Source organism: Micavibrio aeruginosavorus EPB, from assembly GCF_000348745.1.
Taxonomy (GTDB): domain Bacteria; phylum Pseudomonadota; class Alphaproteobacteria; order Micavibrionales; family Micavibrionaceae; genus Micavibrio; species Micavibrio aeruginosavorus_A.
Genome location: NC_020812.1, coordinates 1,300,263 through 1,316,325, shown reverse-complemented (window position 1 = coordinate 1,316,325; position 16,063 = coordinate 1,300,263). Strand labels below are relative to the sequence as shown.

The window sequence follows — 16,063 nt, the reverse complement described above, 5'->3', positions numbered from 1 at the left end:
AATATTAGACATTTGATAGTAAGAAGAAGGAAGGACGCCCATGTCCGGTGCTCAGGCGAAGCAATCTGCTTCGGGCCAGAAGGTTAAAACTGCCATTACACCCACGCGGGCCGAAGATTTCCCGCAATGGTATCAGGCGATCGTCAAGGCGACTGATATGGCGGAAAATTCGCCTGTGCGCGGGTCTATGATCATAAAACCCTACGGCTTTGCGCTGTGGGAAAATATCCAGCGCGCGCTGGATGATATGATCAAGGCCGAAGGTGTGCAGAACGCTTACTTCCCGTTGCTGATCCCTTTGAGCTTCATCAGCCGCGAAGCCGAACACGTTGAAGGGTTTGCCAAGGAATGCGCGGTGGTCACGCACCACCGTCTGGAAGCGGGCCCGGATGGGAAATTGATCCCGGCACCGTCCGCCGAACTGGAAGAACCGTTCGTTATTCGCCCGACATCGGAAACCATCATCGGTGATGCGATGTCGCGGTGGGTGCAGTCTTACCGTGATCTGCCGTTGCTGCTGAACCAATGGTGCAACGTCATGCGGTGGGAAATGCGCACGCGTTTGTTCCTGCGCACATCCGAATTTCTGTGGCAGGAAGGCCATAACGCCTTTGAAACGGCAGAGGAAGCGCACGACGATGCGATGAAGATGCTGCGCGTTTATAACGAACTGTATGAAAACTGGCTGGCCATGCCGGGCATCATGGGTGAAAAAACCGCCGATGAACGCTTCCCCGGCGCGGTACGCACCTTCACCATCGAAGCCATGATGCAGGATGGTAAAGCGTTGCAGGCCTGCACGTCGCACGATCTGGGGCAGAATTTTGCCAAATCATGCAATATTCAATTCCAGGGCCGCGATGGTCAACAACACCATGCCTACACAACGTCATGGGGTCTTTCCACGCGTTCCATCGGTGGGTTGATCATGACGCATGGTGATGATGACGGCATGATCATGCCGCCGAAAATCGCGCCACACCAGGTCACCATTATCCCGATCGTCCGCGACGATGCCGGGGCCGCCATGGTGATGGAACGATGCAAGGAAATCACCGACGGTCTGCGCCGTGCCGGTTTCCGTGTGCATTTCGACAATTCCGATGCCCGCACCCCCGATAAAATGTGGGGCAGCATTAAACGCGGTGTGCCAATCCGTGTCGAAATCGGCCAGCGCGAAGCGGAGGAGGGCACATTGACCTTCATTCGCCGTGATCTGGGCAAGGATTCCAAGAAAACGGTGAAGGTCGAAGAGTTCTTCGGCACGCTGCAATCCGTTCTGGATACGATGCAGGCCGATATGCTGGCCCGCGCCCGCAAATTCACCAATGACAATATTACCGATGTGCAAACATTGGGCGATATCCGCTCCTTCTATGAAGGGGGTGGCCTTGGTTTCGTGCGTGCGCCGTCGTCGATTATCAATGACGCCGGGCTGGCTGACCTGAAGAAAGATTTGTCGCTGACTACGCGATGCCTGCCATTTGCTGATGAAGGGAAAACCGTCCTGATCGGCAAATCCTACTAGGGATGCTTTGATCTCTAAAAATTCAAAGCGCCCTGGCTTTAAAAACAAAAAAATAAAAACAGGGAACGGGACATGGGACAGAATAAAAAATGGCTCCTGGATATGGATTGGAACCAGGATGTTGCCGCGTTTGAAAAAATTGTCGGGCGGCATATTTATACCAATCCGCAATCGTTGGAACGTTTGGACGATGTGATGAACGCATTGTCCGAATTCTTCCACGAAGGTGACGGATACGCCGAAATTAAAGCCAGCCTGGCCTGGCTTTACATGGGCGGTGTACCCGGAGACGTGAAAACGGGTTTCAGCCCGTATATGCAGGCCTTTCTGACTGATTGGCACGCATTGCAGGTGGAAATGGCCCAGCATGGCATTGTGCCGCGTGAGGGCGCTCGTTCGAATGCGGAGGCTGAGTCGCGGCAACTGGCAAAGCTGTTTAACATTATCGCCATGGATGATGCGTTGAAAAACGCGCGCCATGATCCGTTAATGGGGCACCGCATGTTGCCGAAGAAGATTGAACAGGCCAAGGCCTGGTCCGCGTTTTGGGGTGACACCAATCATCCCCGTTTGGATCAGGGGCATATTGGCCGTGTTACGTTGATGCAAAACCGTCACATGAATATCGTGACGGATCTGGACTGGCGGGCGCATATGCCCCGTAATGATTTTTAACCTTGTACGGGTGTTGTAAAGAAGTCGATGTTCTCTCCGTTTGAACGCATGGTGGCCGGACGATATTTGCGCGCGCGCAAAGCCGAAGGATTCGTATCCGTTATCGCCGGTTTTTCGTTTGCTGGCATCATGCTGGGCGTTGCGACGCTGATCATCGTAATGTCGGTGATGAACGGGTTCCGGCAGGAACTGGTGACCCGCATTCTGGGCCTGAACGGCCATATCAACGTCTATTCCCTCAGCGCGCCGCTGGATGATTACAGCATCATGAAGCTGCAGATCGGGGATGTGCCGGGGGTGACTTCGGTTTCCGGCATCATTGAGAGCCAGGCCCTGATGACCATCAACGGGTATTCCACCGGTGTGATGGTCCGTGGCATGACCCGTGACGATCTGATGAAAAAGCCGGTTTTGTCCGACCATTTCATCGAAGGCGAACCGGCGGATTTTACAGGATACAGCGCCGCCATTGGCCGCCTGATGTCCGAGAAGCTGAATTTGAAAATCGGCAGCACGTTTACGCTGGTTTCGCCCAAGGCCAAGGTGACACCGTTCGGCGGTATGCCCAGCAGCCGGACGTTTACCGTTGCGATGATTTTTGATGTCGGCATGTACGAATATGACTCGAATTTCATTTTCGTACCGCTGGATGCCGCGCAGGCCTTTTACCAGATGGGCAAGGCCGTATCGTCGTTGGAAATCGTCACCAAGAACCCGCAGCATTTGAATACGGTCAAGAAGGATATTTCCCTGATCACCGATGGCGTCGCCGGGGTTTATGACTGGCGCGATAACAACAGTTCGTTCCTGAACGCGCTGCAGGTGGAACGGAACGTGATGTTCCTGATCCTGACCATGATCATTCTGGTGGCCGCGTTTAATGTGATTTCATCCATGATCATGCTGGTGAAGGACAAGGGACGGGATATCGCCATCATGCGCACCATGGGGGCAACGCGCCGCAGTATGATGAAAATTTTCATCCTGACCGGGGCCAGCATTGGTGTCGTGGGGACGTTCGTTGGAACGGCACTGGGAATTGCCTTTGCCCTGAATATCGAATCCATCCGCCAATTTTTGCAAGGCCTGACCGGAACGGAATTGTTCAGCGAAGAAATCTATTTCCTGTCGAAATTGCCCGCCGTGATTGACTGGAACGAGGTGATTGCCGTGATTGCCATGGCCTTTACCCTGTCCATTCTGGCGACATTGTATCCGGCATGGCGCGCCGCACGTCTCGATCCGGTGGAGGCTCTGCGTTATGAGTAACATTCTGCTGGACGTTAAAGGTCTCGAAAAAACATTTCATCAGGCGGATCAAAGCCTGACGATCCTCAAGGATCTCGATCTGCAACTGCGCGGCGGCGAAATTGCCGCTTTGGTGGGGCCATCGGGCGCGGGCAAGTCGACCTTGCTGCAAATGATTGGTCTGCTGGACAAGCCCACGGGCGGCACGATCATGGTCGGCGATAAAGATGCCAGCGACCTGAATGATTCCGCACGCACATCGTTGCGCCGCGATTCAATCGGCTTTGTGTACCAGTTCCACAATTTGCAACCGGAGTTCAGCGCGCGTGAAAACGTGATGATCCCGCAGATGATTGCCGGGAAATCGCGCGCGGATGCCATGGCCCGGGCGGATAAATTGCTTGGCGCTCTGGGGCTGGCGCATCGGTTGGATCACCGTCCGGCCCGCCTGTCCGGCGGGGAACAGCAACGCGTGGCCATTGCCCGCGCGATTGCCAATAAACCGCGTATCCTGCTGGCCGATGAACCCACGGGCAATTTGGACCCGCACACGGCGGACCATGTGTTTGAAATGCTGATCCAATTGACCCGTTCGGCCGGGATTGGGGCGTTGATCGCCACGCACAATATGGACCTGGCCAAACGTATGGACCGGGTGCTGGAGCTGAAAGACGGAAAAATCACAGTTCGTTAAGGGCTAAAACCCGTGTATTCCATCGCTTTCGCCCTTGGAAATCCGCCATAAATTCGGTTTAATGGCGGCCATGTCCAAACCACACGCAAATTTTGTCCATTTGCACACCCATTCCGCCTATTCCCTGGCGGAAGGGGCGATCAAGGTTAAGGACCTCGTCAAACTCTGCCAGAAAAAATCCATGCCGGCGGCGGCCATTACCGATACGGGAAACCTGTTCGGGGCGATGGAATTCGCGCTGGAAGCCGCCAAGGGTGGCGTGCAACCCATTATCGGGTGCCAGATGCGTCTGGGCGTAGAGGGCCATCATCTGGTCCTGCTGGTGCAGAATACGGAAGGGTACAAGAATATCAGCTGGCTAGTCAGCCAGTCATTTATGGCCGCTGAAAGCGCCACCGACGAACCACACATCACATGGGAAAATCTGGACGGCCATTCCGGCGGCTTGATTTGCCTGAGCGGTGGGACCAAGGGACCGATTGGGCAATATCTTCTGCACAATCAGGCGAAGCCTGCGGAAGACGCGTTGAAGCGTCTGGCCAAGCTTTTTGATGGGCGTTTTTACATCGAATTGCAACGCCACGACTTGCCGGAAGAAAACCAGATTGAAGAAGCATTGATCGATCTGGCTTATAAACACAACATCCCTCTGGTGGCCACAAACGATTGCTACTTCGCGACCGAGGATATGTACGAGGCGCATGATGCGCTGCTGTGTATCGCCGGTGGGCGGTATATCACCGAAGCCGACCGCCGCCGCGAAACGCGTGAGCATTATTTCAAAAGCGCAGCGGAAATGGAGGCCTTGTTCTCCGACCTGCCCGAAGCCATTGAAAACACGGTGCGCATTGCGCAGCGGTGTTCCTTCCTGTTGAAGCCGATCAACCCGATCTTGCCACCCTTTGCCACCGAAGGCGGGCGTACGGAAGTGGAGGAATTAAAGGCGCAGGCGGAAGAGGGGCTGAACTGGCGTTTGCAAAACTTCGTCTTCACCGAAACAATGGACGAAGCCGAACGGGCCGAAGTGGCCAAACCCTATCACGACCGATTGGCGTTTGAATTAAACGTGATCGTGCAAATGGGGTTCCCCGGTTACTTCCTGATCGTTTCCGATTTTATCAAATGGGCGAAGGACAATAACATTCCCGTTGGGCCGGGACGGGGGTCGGGCGCGGGTTCCGTTGTGGCCTGGTCGTTGAAAATTACCGACCTTGATCCATTGCACTTCGGGTTGCTGTTCGAACGTTTCCTGAACCCCGAACGTGTATCCATGCCCGACTTTGACGTCGACTTTTGCCAGGATCGCCGGGACGAAGTGATCCGTTACGTGCAAAACCGTTACGGTTACGACCACGTGGCCCAGATCATTACGTTCGGTCAGTTGAAAGCGCGCGCCGTTGTGCGTGACGTGGGCCGTGTCCTGCAAATGTCGTATGGTCAGGTGGACCGGATCGCGAAGATGATCCCGAACAACCCGGCCAACCCCATCACGCTGGAAGAGGCGCTGGAACAGGACCCGGACCTGAAAAACGAATTGTACAAGGACGAAACGACATCGAAACTGGTTGACATCGCCTTGCAGTTGGAGGGGTTATACCGCCACGCCTCAACCCACGCCGCCGGTGTGGTGATTGGTGATCGCCCGTTGCATGAATTGGTGCCGCTGTATCGCGAACCGGGCACAGACATGCCGGTGACGCAGTTCAACATGAAATATGTTGAACAGGCAGGCTTGGTCAAATTCGACTTCCTCGGCCTGAAAACCATGACGGTGATTCAAAAGGCGGTGGAGCTGATTAAGGAGTCCAAGGGCGAGGATATCAATATCCTGCAGGTGCCGTTGGACGACCAAAAGACATACAAAATGCTGGCCGAGGGCAAGACGGTCGGTGTGTTCCAGCTTGAAAGTTCCGGCATGCGGTCCACCCTGACGGGGATGAAGCCGAACCGGTTGGAAGATATTATCGCCCTCGTGTCCCTGTACCGTCCCGGCCCGATGGACAACATTCCGCGCTATATTTCCATTAAGGAAGGCAAGGAAGACCCCGATTACATGCACCCGTTGCTGAAGCCGTATCTGGAAGAAACATACGGCATCATGATCTATCAGGAACAGGTGATGCAGGCGGCACAGGCGTTGTCCGGTTACTCGCTCGGTGGCGCTGACTTGCTCCGCCGCGCTATGGGTAAGAAGATCAAGGCGGAAATGGACGCGCAGCGGCAAAAATTCGTCGATGGTGCGAAGGAACATAACAACGTCGATCCCGAACAGGCCGGATATATTTTCGACCAGATCGACAAATTCGCCGGATATGGTTTCAACAAATCCCACGCCGCCGCCTATGCGCTGATTGCATATTGGACTGGCTGGCTGAAGGCGAATTATCCGACCGAATTTATGGCGGCGTCGATGACGCTGGATGCGGGCAACACTGACAAACTGGCGATTTTCAAACAGGAAATCGACAAAATGGGCCTGTCGCTGTTGCCGCCGGATGTGAATGAATCCAAAACCATGTTCTCGGTCGAGGGTGATGCCGTGCGTTATGCGCTGGCCGCGCTGAAGGGCGTGGGCGCGCAGGCGATGGAACGGATTGTCGTTGAACGCGACACCAACGGTAAATATAAAACGCTGGCCGATTTCGCAACGCGGATGGATGCGGGCGGTATGAATAAACGCCAGATCGAACAAATGGCCAGCGCGGGGGCGTTTGATAATCTGCATCCCGACCGCGCCAGCGTCTATGGCGGGGCCGAAATCATCATGCGTTATGCCCAGTCGCTGGCGCAGGAAAAAGCTGCGGGACAGGCCAGCCTGTTTGGCGGTGGTCCTGCGGGCGGCGGATCGGGGCTGGGCTTGCCAGAATTTCCAAAGGTTGATCCGTGGGACCCGCTGGAAAAGCTGAAACACGAATTTGATGCGGTTGGTTTTTACCTGTCCGCCCACCCGCTGGATACCAAGGCGGCACAACTGGAACGCATGAAAATCGTTACAATGGCGAATGTCGAGGAACAATTGGCCACGCGCCATGCCGTGTCCGTCGACATGGCTGGGGTGCTGTTGAAAAAACAGATCAAGGTGTCGCAAAAATCGGGCAACAAATTTGCGTTCCTGCAACTGTCTGACTCCTCTGGCGTGTATGAAGTTGTGATCTTCTCGGAAACGCTGGCGCGGTCGAAAGATTTCCTGGAACCGGGTGAGGCCCTGCTGTTAAAGGCCGCAGCGGAAATGCAGGATGATCAGGTTCGCCTGACCGTGCATGATTTACGCCCGCTGGATGATGCGCTGGCCGGAAAAATACGTGAGGTGCGCATCACCCTGACCGACCCGGCCCCTGTGCAGAAATTGAAAGACCTTCTGGATGTCGAAGGCCGCGGCCCGGCGCGCGTGTATGTTCATGTGCCGCTGGATGGTGCCGAGTATGCCGAGGTTGCATTGCCCGGCTCGTGGTCCTTCTCGGCCCAGGCCCGCCAAGCCCTGCAAAAAACCCACGGTGTGGGTGAAGTTCAGGAATTATAACGCATGAACAAAAACCAAATCGACCCAAGCTGGTTGGCCCATATCGGTGCTGAATTTGATCGGCCGTATATTGCGCATTTAAAAACATTTCTGGAATCTGAACGCGCCAACGGCAATGCGGTTTATCCACGTGAAGACCATGTTTTCAATGCCCTGAACCACACGAAATTTGATGATGTGCGCGTGGTTATTCTGGGGCAGGACCCGTATCACGGTGAAGGGCAGGCGCATGGCCTGTCATTTTCCGTTCCCGATGGCGTCAAAATCCCCCCCAGCCTGCGCAACATGTACAAGGAACTGGAACGCGATTTCGGCGTGACGCCGCCCGCCCACGGTAATCTGACTCGGTGGGCGGAGCAGGGGGTTTTGTTGCTGAACGCCACCCTGACCGTTCAGGCGGACAAGGCGGGGTCGCATCAGAACAAAGGCTGGGAAGATTTTACGGATGCGGTGATCCGCGCCGTCAATGACGGGCGTGACCATGTGGCCTTCTTGCTGTGGGGATCGTATGCCCAGAAAAAGGGGGCCTTTATCGACCGGACCCGCCACCTGGTCCTGACCGCCCCACACCCTTCACCGCTGTCTGCCCATCGCGGGTTTATCGGCTGTGGTCATTTCCGTGCGGCGAATGATTATCTGGCGGAGCAAGGGCGCGCTGTGGTGCAGTGGATTTAATGCAATAAAATCAATACATTAACCAAATTCCTCCCACTTTATGCTGCACCTGCGATAAAATAGGTCTGCGACTGCGTACTCTGGTGCCTTCTTTTCCGGCGAAACTGCTTGAAAACTGCGGCTGATACGGGTATATCACACGCACTTAAATCCACATGCGGGGATTGGGATTCGCCATTTTGGCGCTCCCTCCGGTGTTTTTGAATGGTTCAAAAATCACGTGCCCCGCAGAGGTTCAACCGGAAAAAGGAAGTAAATACAATGGCTATGCCGACATTCACTATGCGTCAACTGCTGGAAGCTGGCGTTCACTTTGGTCACCACACCCGTCGCTGGAACCCGAAAATGCGCCCGTTTATCTTCGGTGTGCGTAACGGCATCCACATCATGGACCTGCAACAAACGGTTCCGATGCTGGACGCTGGCCTGAAAGGCATCCGCGATATCGTGTCCAAAGGTGGTCGTGTTCTGTTCGTTGGCACGAAACGCCAAGCACAAGAAAAAGTGGCTGAAGCCGCGAAAAAATGCGGCCAGTACTATGTAAACCACCGCTGGTTGGGTGGCATGATGACCAACTGGAAAACCGTTTCCGGTTCCATCAACCGTCTGCGCGAACTGGACAGCATCATGTCCAGCGATATGGCCAGCAAATACACGAAAAAAGAACTGCTGATGATGGCACGCGAGCGTGAAAAGCTCGAAAAATCCATCGGCGGGATCAAAGAAATGGGCGGTGTACCGGACGCTTTGTTCGTGATCGACACCAACATGGAAGACATCGCGATTAAAGAAGCGAACATGCTGGGTATTCCGGTATTCGCCATTCTGGACTCCAACAGCGATCCGGCTGGCGTTGATTTCCCGATCCCGGGTAACGACGACGCTCTGCGCGCCATTGAACTGTACTGCGACCTGGTTGCGGCTTCGGTTCTGGATGGTCTGCAAGCCGAACTGAAATCCTCCGGTGCCGATATCGGCGCCCGTGCGGATATCACGGAAACGCTGCCGGCGGCTCCGGTTGCTGAAAAGAAACAGGCAACGGCCTAATCAACCGATCTGGCAATCGGGGCCCAAGTGCCCCGATTGTTCTTTAAGCTTAACCTGAAGATTCACGAATAAAGGACTGAAAAATGGCTGATATTACCGCCTCTATGGTGAAAGAACTCCGCGAAAAATCCGGCGCTGGCATGATGGATGCCAAACAAGCCCTGGTCGAAAACAACGGCGATATCGAAGCCGCTATGGACTGGCTGCGCACGAAAGGTCTGTCCAAGGCCGCGAAGAAATCCGGTCGTACAACGGCTGAAGGTCTGGTTGCTGTGGTTGCCGAAGGCACCAGCGCGGCCATCGTTGAAGTCAACGCCGAAACCGACTTCGTTGCCCGTAACGATCAGTTCCAGGCTCTGGTTCGCAACGTTGCCAAGGCTGCCCTGAAAGGCGCTGGTAAAGTTGAGGAAGTGGCTGAAGTTGTGATCGAAGGCGGCAAGTCTGTGAAAGACACGCTGACCACCCTGATCGCCACGATCGGTGAGAACATGAGCCTGCGCCGTTCGGCCAAACTGGCTGTAAACGACGGTATTGTTGCGACCTATGTGCACAATGCCATCGGTGATGGCTTGGGCAAAATCGGTGTTCTGGTTGCGCTGGAATCCACGGGCGATAAAGCCAAGCTGGAAGCTCTGGGCAAGCAAATTGCAATGCACGTTGCTGCGGCCAACCCGGCTTATCTGGACAGCTCGTCCGTTGATCCGGACGTTTTGGAACGCGAAAAGAACGTGATCCGCGAAACCGCCAAAGAGCAAGGCAAAGCTGCCGACATTATCGAAAAAATGTTGGAAGGCCGCGTTCGCAAGTACTATGAAGAAGTTTGCCTGATTGAGCAGATCTTTATCATGGACGGCGAAACCAAAATCTCAAAAGTTATCGAAAACGCATCCAAGGATGTTGGCGCTCCGGTCAAACTGGCTGGCTTCGCACGCTTTCAACTGGGTGAAGGGATCGAGAAAGAAGAAACCGACTTCGCCGCTGAAGTGGCAAAAGTTGTTAACGGTTAATCCGTTTCTTCAAAGAATGACAAAAACCCCGCCATTTGGCGGGGTTTTTTCATGGTCGACCTCTCCATTTTTTGTCATCCCGGTGCAGGTGGCTGGGGAAGGGGCAGTCCCCCTTGTAAAACCCCCAAATCCCCGGAAAATTGCCTTGTTTCCGCCGCATCGGATCATTAGAGTAAGGCCGATTTGAAAACGCCGAAAAGCCCGAAGAAACAAAGAGATCAAAGATGAAGGCCGTCCCGATGTCTGCACAATCCTGTGATTCCTCCGCTCCGACCGTTGACCCGTCTGTCCGCTTTAAGCGTGTCTTGCTGAAAATGTCGGGTGAGGTTTTGATGGGCGATCGCGAATACGGCATCGACCCGGCCACCATTGACCGCATCGCCGCCGATGTGAAGCAGGCGATTGATCTGGGGGTTCAGGTGTGTGTCGTCGTCGGGGCCGGGAACATTTTCCGCGGCGTATCCGGGGCCGAAAACGGGCTGGAGCGTGTTACCGGGGATTATATCGGTATGCTGGGCACGGTCATGAATGCCTTGGCCTTGCAATCCGCCTTTGAAAAGGTGGGCGTACCGACCCGCGTGCAATCCGCCATCCCGATGCAGGCTGTGTGCGAACCGTTTATCCGCCGCCGCGCCCTGCGCCACATGGAGAAGGGACGCGTTGTCATTTTCGCCGCCGGTTCGGGCAACCCGTTCTTTACCACCGACACGCCGGCGGCCTTGCGCGCCACGGAAATGGGCTGTGATGCCTTGTTCAAGGGCACCAAGGTTGATGGTGTTTATTCCGCCGATCCGCACAAGGACCCGTCCGCAACCCATTACGACACGCTCTCGTACATGGATGTGTTGACCAAGGATTTGAAAGTCATGGATGCAACGGCGATTTCGCTGGCCCGTGAAAACCACATTCCAATCGTGGTGTTTTCGGTGTTGGAAGCAGGAAATTTCGCCAAGGTTGTTCGTGGCGAAGGCAAGTTTACGATCGTAACTGATCAATAAGTACGAAGAAGACCAAGGAGAAATCACAATGGCTTTTGATAAAAACGACCTGAAACGCCGTATGGATGGCGCGATGGAACAGTTGAAAACCGAATTTACGGGTCTGCGCACCGGTCGTGCCGCGACCAGCATGCTGGAAACCGTTCAGGTTGAAGCGTACGGCTCTCACATGCCGATCAGCCAATGCGGTTCGGTCAGCGTACCGGAGCCTCGCATGCTGACCGTCACCGTATGGGATGCGACCATTTCCAAAAATGTGGAAAAGGCAATCCGTGAATCCGGTCTGGGTTTGAACCCGCAAGCCGAAGGCAACGTGATCCGTGTGCCGGTGCCGCAGCTGAACGAAGAGCGCCGCAAGGAATTGACCAAAGTGGCCGGTAAATATGCCGAAGGGTGCCGTGTGGCCGTGCGCAACATCCGCCGCGATGGTATGGATAGTATCAAGGCGATGAAGGGCGAAGTGTCCGAGGATGATCAAAAGCGTTTGTCCGACGAAGTGCAAAAACTGACCGATGGTTACATTGCACAGATCGACAAAATGCTGGTCGATAAAGAAAAAGACATCATGACCGTTTGATCCTGGTATTTCGCACATGAGTCAATCACCGCGTCACATCGCAATCATTATGGACGGCAATGGCCGTTGGGCAACGCAGCGCGGCCTTCCGCGGACGGCGGGGCACCAGCGCGGCGTTGAATCCGTCAAGCGCGTTGTCGAAGCGGCGGTTGAGCTGGGCGTTGAATATCTGACCCTGTTCGGGTTTTCGACCGAGAACTGGAGCCGTCCGGTTGATGAAGTGCGGGAATTGATGCGTCTTCTGCGCATGTATTTGCGTGCGGAGACGGCCGAACTGCACCGGAATAATATCCGGTTGAAAGTCATCGGCCGCCGCGAAGAACTGGAGCCCGACATCGTCAAGATGATCGAACAGGCCGAAAACCTGACCGCCAATAACACTGCCATCACCGTGATGATCGCCCTGAATTACGGCGGGCGGCAGGATATTTTGTGTGCGGCAACGCAAATGGCCCGCGCAATGGCCGAACAGGGGATTGAGCCGACCTATGAATCGGCCGAGGAATACCTGCCGCAATTCCTGTCCACCGCGGGCGCGCCAGACCCGGATATTTTGATCCGTACCAGCGGTGAACGCCGGATCAGCAATTTCCTGCTGTGGCAATGTGCGTATTCCGAATTGTTTTATTGTGACACGCTCTGGCCCGATTTTTCAAAAGTTGATCTGGAAGCCGCGATCGCGGATTTCAAATCGCGTGACCGCCGTTTCGGTGGTGTCAAATCAGGCAAGCAATAAAAATAATAATTTCAAAATCAAATCAGGGAGAGGCGCATTTTGAACGGCGCGGATCAGGTTAAAGCAAAGATGAAACTGTCCTCCCTGCAAATCCGCATTTTATCGGGCGTGATTTTGGGGCCGTTGACCCTGTTCCTGATTTATCTGGGGCAAATGCCTTTCTTTATCTTCATGCTGGTTGCGGCGATGATTTCCGTTTGGGAATGGTGGCGCATGTCGGATGCGGGCGAACATCCGATGCGCGATGTTCTGATCGGTGCGCTGTACATGGTGGTGGCCTATACATCCTTTATCTGGTTGCGGACGCAATTTTTGGAAGGATTGTTCTTGGTTGCGACCTTATTGCTGTGCGTGTGGGCCAGCGATATTGGGGCGTATTTTGCGGGCCGCGCGATTGGTGGTCCAAAATTGGCCCCGCGCGTTAGCCCGAATAAAACATGGGCCGGATTTATTGGTGCGATGGTGTCCAGTGGTGCGGTGCTGACAATTCTGTTTGCCGCGCGCCCCAGCTTGATGCAATGGACGCCTGTGGTCAGCGGTGGCTTGATCCCCATTCATTCCTTCGTCGTATTTTTAACCGGGTGCTGGTTTGGTGCCGTGGGGCAGGCGGGGGATTTGTTGATCTCCGCATTCAAACGCCGCGTTGGTGTGAAAGATACGGGCAATCTGATCCCCGGTCATGGTGGGTTGCTGGACCGGATTGATTCATTGTTGCTGGTCTCGCCTGTATTCTTGCTGGCCTATATGGTGTGGTTGCGATGAGTAAACGCGTAACGATTTTGGGATCGACTGGATCGGTGGGGACATCGACGGTTGATCTGATCCTCAGCAATCCCGAGGCGTATGATGTACAGGCGTTGACCGCGCAGACGAATGTTGACCGTCTGGCCGATCAAGCGATTCAATTGAAAGCCAAACGCGCCGTCATCGGTGATGAATCCCATTATGATGCTTTGAAAAACCGCTTGGCCGGAACGGGTATTGAATGCGCCGCCGGGCGCGCTGCCGTGATCGAAGCGGCCAGCATGCCAACGGATTGGACCATGGCGGCAATAGTTGGCATGGCGGGTCTGGAACCCATCCTGGCCGCGATTGCGCAGGGGCAATGCGTGGCGATTGCAAACAAGGAACCGCTGGTCGCCGCCGGGCCGTTGGTGATGGCTGCGGCGCGCGCAAGCGGTGCGACATTGTTGCCCGTGGACAGTGAACACAACGCCGTGTTTCAGGTGTTTGAAAATGAAAACCGTGCCGGGATTGACCGCATTATCCTGACCGCATCGGGCGGCCCGTTCCGCACATGGACGATGGATCAAATGCGCGCCGCCACCCCGGCCCAGGCCGTGGCGCATCCGAACTGGACCATGGGTGCGAAGATTTCGGTCGACAGCGCCAGCATGATGAACAAAGCGCTGGAAATTATTGAGGCGCATTATCTGTTTGCCATGCCGCCGGAACAGATCGACGTATTGGTTCACCCGCAATCGGTGATCCATTCCATGGTTGAATATGCCGATGGATCGGTTCTGGCCCAGCTGGGTGCGCCGGATATGCGCACGCCCATCGCCTATACTTTGGGCTGGCCCAACCGAATCAAAACCAGCGGCCAGCGGTTGGATTTGAAAACGCTTTCGCGGCTGGATTTCGAACAAATTGATCCGGTGCGCTTTCCGTCTATCCCAATGGCGTATGACTGCCTGCGCGCCGGGCCAGCCCATTGCATAGCCTTCAACGCGGCAAATGAAGTGGCCGTTGCGGCATTTCTGGCCGGGCGGATCGGGTTTTATGGTATTATGGACGCAGTGAGATATGCGGTCGAGCGTGTCGAAAAGGTGGATATGTCCAATCTTTCTGATGTGCTGGACTTTGATGCCGCTGTGCGCGACGATACAACCGCCTATATGAATTCTCATCACGCGCTGAAAAGCGCTTAACGACCAAGACCCTACGGAGTTGCAATGACCACGTCCATGGCCGAAATGTTTCAGCTGGTTGCCGGTAATATCTGGCTTTATGGCGGGTCGTTCCTGCTGGTCTTGAGCATCTTGGTGTTTATCCATGAATTTGGTCATTATTACATTGCGCGCCTGTGCGGTGTGCGGGTGGAGGTTTTTTCCATCGGGTTTGGCCGGGAAATCTGGGGTTTTAACGATAAACACGGCACGCGCTGGAAATTCTCGCTGATCCCGCTCGGCGGCTACGTCAAAATGTTTGGCGATTCCGATCCGGCCAGCGCCGGACACACCGACAAGGTTAAGGGTGAGGCGGGCGAAGCGCCGCGCGCCATGACCGAAGCCGAACGCAAAGAGGCATTTTTTGCCAAATCCGTCGGTAAACGGGCGGCCATCGTTTTTGCGGGCCCGGCGATTAACTACCTGTTCGCAATTGTCTTGCTGGCGGGCCTGTTCATGTTCCATGGCCAGGATGTTACACCGGCGGAATCCTCCGCCGTGATTGCGGGGTCTGCGGCTGATAAGGCCGGATTCCAGCCGCATGACGTCATTTTGACCATTGATGGCCAACCGATTGATCGCTTCGACGAACTGCGCCGTTCCGTCATGGTGAAGCTGGATACACCGATGGAGTTTACCGTTAACCGTGCGGGCGAGGTGATTACCCTGACCGCGACGCCGGAGCGGATGGAAACCGAAGACCGTCACGGGTTCAAAAGCACCCGCGGCATGCTGGGCGTAATCAGCCCGGGTGATGGTCTGGCGATTGACAACATTGTGGCCGTCAACGGTCAGCGCACCGAAACACCGGAGGCGATCCGTGCGGCTTTGCTGGCCAATATGGGCAAAACCTTCACCATCATGCTGGATCGTGGCGCGAAGGAAGAGGGCATGGTGGTCCAGCCGTTGCTGGAGCAGAACCAGGACCTGAAAAACCCGGAATCCGAGGGGTATAACGTTCTGGTCGTCGCCCAGGGCGCACCGCAAAAGACCATTCGCCATAATCCGATTGGGGCCGTAGGTGCCGCCGTGGCCGAAACATGGTCCGTAACCACCAGCACGCTGGAAGCCATCGGCCAGATGTTTACCGGAACGCGCAGCGCGACCGAACTGGGCGGGATTATCCGCATCGGGGCGCTGGCCGGTGACATGGCACAGGTCGGGATTTTGGCCCTGATCAGCTTCACAGCATTGCTTTCCATAAATCTTGGATTGATCAACCTGTTCCCAATCCCGATGCTGGATGGCGGGCACCTGGCTTTCTATGCTGTTGAAGCGGTGAAAGGTGGCCCGATTTCTGAACAATTTCAGGAATATGCCTTCCGATTCGGACTAGCCATACTTGTCGGAATCATGCTATTTGCTAACCTGAACGATATCGTACAGCTGGTCCTCTGACCGGCGGATTC

14 protein-coding genes are annotated in these 16,063 nt (G+C 55.1%); all 14 read left to right on the top strand.

The window, feature by feature from the left end:
- The first annotated feature begins 40 nt into the window (after positions 1-40).
- On the top strand, positions 41-1,528 hold the full coding sequence (gene proS / locus A11S_RS06115) for a proline--tRNA ligase (RefSeq protein WP_015467627.1): 1,488 nt from the start codon (positions 41-43) through the stop codon (positions 1,526-1,528).
- Positions 1,529-1,600: 72 nt separating this feature from the next.
- On the top strand, positions 1,601-2,203 hold the full coding sequence (locus A11S_RS06110; protein WP_015467626.1) for a hypothetical protein: 603 nt from the start codon (positions 1,601-1,603) through the stop codon (positions 2,201-2,203).
- Positions 2,204-2,230: 27 nt separating this feature from the next.
- Positions 2,231-3,472, top strand: coding sequence for a lipoprotein-releasing ABC transporter permease subunit (locus A11S_RS06105; RefSeq protein ID WP_015467625.1), 1,242 nt, complete (start codon positions 2,231-2,233; stop codon positions 3,470-3,472).
- The gene (locus A11S_RS06100; RefSeq protein ID WP_015467624.1) at positions 3,465-4,145 is read left to right on the top strand and encodes an ABC transporter ATP-binding protein; all 681 of its coding nucleotides are present in this window, start codon (positions 3,465-3,467) and stop codon (positions 4,143-4,145) included. The genes A11S_RS06105 and A11S_RS06100 overlap by 8 nt, the downstream gene beginning before the upstream one ends.
- Before the next feature lie 70 nt (positions 4,146-4,215).
- Entirely contained in the window at positions 4,216-7,665 is a 3,450-nt protein-coding gene (gene dnaE / locus A11S_RS06095; protein ID WP_321162772.1) for a DNA polymerase III subunit alpha, read from the top strand.
- Positions 7,666-7,668: 3 nt separating this feature from the next.
- A complete protein-coding gene (gene ung, locus A11S_RS06090; protein WP_015467622.1) occupies positions 7,669-8,340 on the top strand; it encodes a uracil-DNA glycosylase in 672 nt (223 codons plus the stop codon).
- Positions 8,341-8,601: 261 nt separating this feature from the next.
- Complete coding sequence (gene rpsB, locus A11S_RS06085; protein ID WP_015467621.1) at positions 8,602-9,387, top strand: 30S ribosomal protein S2; 786 nt, start codon at positions 8,602-8,604, stop codon at positions 9,385-9,387.
- A gap of 83 nt (positions 9,388-9,470) precedes the next feature.
- Positions 9,471-10,394: a translation elongation factor Ts gene (gene tsf, locus A11S_RS06080; RefSeq protein WP_014102883.1), complete on the top strand. Its 924-nt coding sequence runs from the start codon at positions 9,471-9,473 to the stop codon at positions 10,392-10,394.
- Between the two features lie 239 nt (positions 10,395-10,633).
- Entirely contained in the window at positions 10,634-11,392 is a 759-nt protein-coding gene (gene pyrH, locus A11S_RS06075) for a UMP kinase (protein WP_200860105.1), read from the top strand.
- Between the two features lie 28 nt (positions 11,393-11,420).
- The gene (frr, locus tag A11S_RS06070) at positions 11,421-11,969 is read left to right on the top strand and encodes a ribosome recycling factor (RefSeq protein WP_015467619.1); all 549 of its coding nucleotides are present in this window, start codon (positions 11,421-11,423) and stop codon (positions 11,967-11,969) included.
- Between the two features lie 16 nt (positions 11,970-11,985).
- On the top strand, positions 11,986-12,705 hold the full coding sequence (locus A11S_RS06065; protein ID WP_015467618.1) for an isoprenyl transferase: 720 nt from the start codon (positions 11,986-11,988) through the stop codon (positions 12,703-12,705).
- 69 nt (positions 12,706-12,774) lie between these two features.
- Positions 12,775-13,467 (top strand): phosphatidate cytidylyltransferase, encoded by a 693-nt coding sequence (locus A11S_RS06060; RefSeq protein ID WP_041803020.1) that lies wholly within the window; start codon positions 12,775-12,777, stop codon positions 13,465-13,467.
- Entirely contained in the window at positions 13,464-14,636 is a 1,173-nt protein-coding gene (dxr, locus tag A11S_RS06055; RefSeq protein WP_015467616.1) for a 1-deoxy-D-xylulose-5-phosphate reductoisomerase, read from the top strand. The genes A11S_RS06060 and dxr overlap by 4 nt, the downstream gene beginning before the upstream one ends.
- A gap of 24 nt (positions 14,637-14,660) precedes the next feature.
- Positions 14,661-16,052, top strand: a complete 1,392-nt coding sequence (gene rseP, locus A11S_RS06050; RefSeq protein ID WP_015467615.1) for an RIP metalloprotease RseP — start codon at positions 14,661-14,663, stop codon at positions 16,050-16,052.
- Positions 16,053-16,063: the final 11 nt, after the last annotated feature.